At 65.6% G+C, this 2,523-nt stretch carries 2 protein-coding genes and 1 pseudogene; all 3 read right to left on the bottom strand.

Features of this window, described 5'->3' with window-relative positions; all coding sequences use genetic code 11:
* Nucleotides 1-1,310 (bottom strand): MCP four helix bundle domain-containing protein (locus H9658_RS22760; protein ID WP_191827042.1); only part of this gene is annotated, 1,310 nt, incomplete at its 3' end.
* Between the two features lie 233 nt (nt 1,311-1,543).
* Entirely contained in the window at nt 1,544-1,720 is a 177-nt protein-coding gene (locus tag H9658_RS22765) for a hypothetical protein (protein WP_191827043.1), read from the bottom strand.
* A gap of 527 nt (nt 1,721-2,247) precedes the next feature.
* A pseudogene (locus tag H9658_RS22770) lies at nt 2,248-2,523 on the bottom strand (methyl-accepting chemotaxis protein); the annotation flags it as partial.

Here is a 2,523-nt window from a genome sequence, read left to right on the forward strand (position 1 = left end):
TTGGCATCGTCGCGCATCTGCGCGAACACGCCGCGGAACTCGCCGTGCATGCGCGCGGTCAGGTCGCCGGCGGCGATGGATTGCAGCAAGGCCGACAAGGACTGCAGGTTGCCGTCGGCGGTGGTCATCAGCTGGTTGAGGCTCTCGACCATGATGCGGAAGTCGAACTGGAAGCGCTGCGCATCGCCGCGCGCGCTGAAGTCGCCGTCGGCGGCGGACTGCGCCAGCTGCCTGATCTGGCCGTTCATCGCCGACAGGTTGGCCTTGACCTCGTCCATGGTCTGGGTCAGCACGGCCTTCTCGCCAGGCAGGCGGTCCATGTCCTGGCTGAGGTCGCCGATCGCGTAGCGGCCCATGATCTGCATCAACTTCATCTTGATCTCGATATGCGAGCCGACCACGGCGTTGGTTTCTGCGGCCATGCGTCCGTAGTCGCCGGGGAACGCGGCGGCGTCCATGCGGAAGCTGATCTGGCCGGCATCGTGGCGCTTGGCCATGTCCAGCTGTGCGGCGATCAGGCTGCGCAACTGATGCTGCATGCCATGCATCGCGCCGAGCAGGCGCCCGGTTTCGTCGGTAGCCTGGGTCTGCACGTCGTTGTCCAGATCGCCACGTGCGATCGCTTCTGCGGCGCGGGTGGCGCGGCTCAGCGGCACGGTGAGGCTGCGGGTGATCAGCCAGGCCAGCAGCGCGCTGACCACGACCACCACCACGCCGCCGCTGATCAGCATGGCGCGGCCACGATCCATCGCCGAGCTAGCGGCGGCATAGGCGCTCGCACCACGCACGCGCTGCCGTTCCGAATACGCGTTGATCGCGTCCTGCCACTGCTGGGTGGCCGGCGCGGCCTGCTTCATCAGTACCTGCAGCGCCTCGTCGGGTTTGTCGTTCATGCCCAGATCCAGCACTTGCTGGTTGGCGGCGCGCGAGCGCTCGTAACCGAGATCGATCTGCCTGCGCATCTCCGCGCCGGTGGCATCGGTCACCGGAATCGCATAGAGCTTGTCGTGGGTCTCGCTGTAGTTCTGCTGCTGCTGCTCGACGCGCTTGGCGAACTGGATGTTTTCTTCCTGCGTCGTCGGCAGGACGATATTGCGCAGGTTGACCGCGATGATCGAACTGGCCTCGCGCATCGCGCTGGTGTACTCAAGGATGGTCATGTTGCGGTTGACGATACTGTCCATGCGTTCACGCGCTTGCGCCAGGGTCATCAACCCGGCGACGACGAGCGCGCAGGAAAGCAGGATGAGTACGCCGAAGGCAGCGGAGAGGCGCGTACCGACGTTGTAGCGTTGAAGAAATCCGATCATGGGGTACCTGCCAGGGGATGGAATGGAAACGCGCTACGAGTTCGAAGATGCGGAACCGGGCACGAAATGGAACACATCGCGAAGCTGCGACGCAGCGTGGACTGCAGGCCGAATCTTGAAAATTCTTGCCCACTGCGCGCGACGCCAGCGCCGATGCTTGGGCGAAGTAACGGCGACCGCATTGGATTCTTGATGCGCATTGACAAAGATTTTTTTGAATGCCGTCACGGACATCATCGTGATGTGAATCCGAAGTTGCGGACGGATCCGGAAAGCGGGAAAACGGTGAAATCAACGTGAAAAACGCGCAAGGCCGGCAGCGACGGCGTCATGACGTCGCGCATCCTTGGCTGGCGGCCATAGCGCGGCTCGGCCAGGTCGATCGCCGCGTCGGCGACCGCGCTCTTCACGCGTCTTGCACCGCAAGTTCGCGTTCTGCAGCGTGCGCGCAAGACGCAGCGCCATGTGCCCGCGAACGAATCGCGCGGACGCATGGCGTGACGCGAGAAGCGCAAGCCGCTAGTCCGGATTGGTGCTCACAGCGGCCGTGGCGATGACCTTGGCCTTGGTCTACGCCGCCGTGACGCGGTGTACCTATAGCCCAGCGGCTGCAGGAGCGGCCTGGACGAGATCCAGGTGACGGAACGGCGCGGGCAGCGCCGCGGCGGTGGCGTCGAACATGGGACGTGGTTTCTTCCCCGTCGATGCGGAATGCCGGGGTAGACCGGCAGACGGCTCAACATCACGCCGCCGCGAAAACAGCAAACCCGACGACGAGAGGCGCGTCGGGCGATCGAGATAGCGTTGCGGGCGGCGGCGCGGCGTCCGCTGCCGGATACGGCGGCAACTGGCCCGCACTTCCAGCGCGACATGCGATGCGTGTGCTGGACAGCACGCCGCCCTCCGGCTGGAGGGCGGCGAGCAGCGCATACGCCGATCAGAACTCCTGCCAGTCCTTGTCGGTGGCCACCGCGGCGACGGACTGCAGGCGACGCGCAGCGGCCGGCGCCGGGCGGGCGTAGTTCCTCGGCTTCGGCGCCTTCGCGAGAGTCGGCTGGCGTACCGGCGCGGCGTTCTCTTCCAGCTTGAACAAGGCCACCGCCTGGGTCAGCTCGGTCGCCTGCTGCTCCATCGAGCGCGCCGCGGCGCTGGCCTCTTCCACCAGCGCCGCATTCTGCTGCGTGCTCTCGTCCATCTGGGTCACGGTCTGGTT

This window comes from Xanthomonas bonasiae, assembly GCF_014836395.1.
GTDB classification, from domain to species: domain Bacteria; phylum Pseudomonadota; class Gammaproteobacteria; order Xanthomonadales; family Xanthomonadaceae; genus Xanthomonas_A; species Xanthomonas_A bonasiae.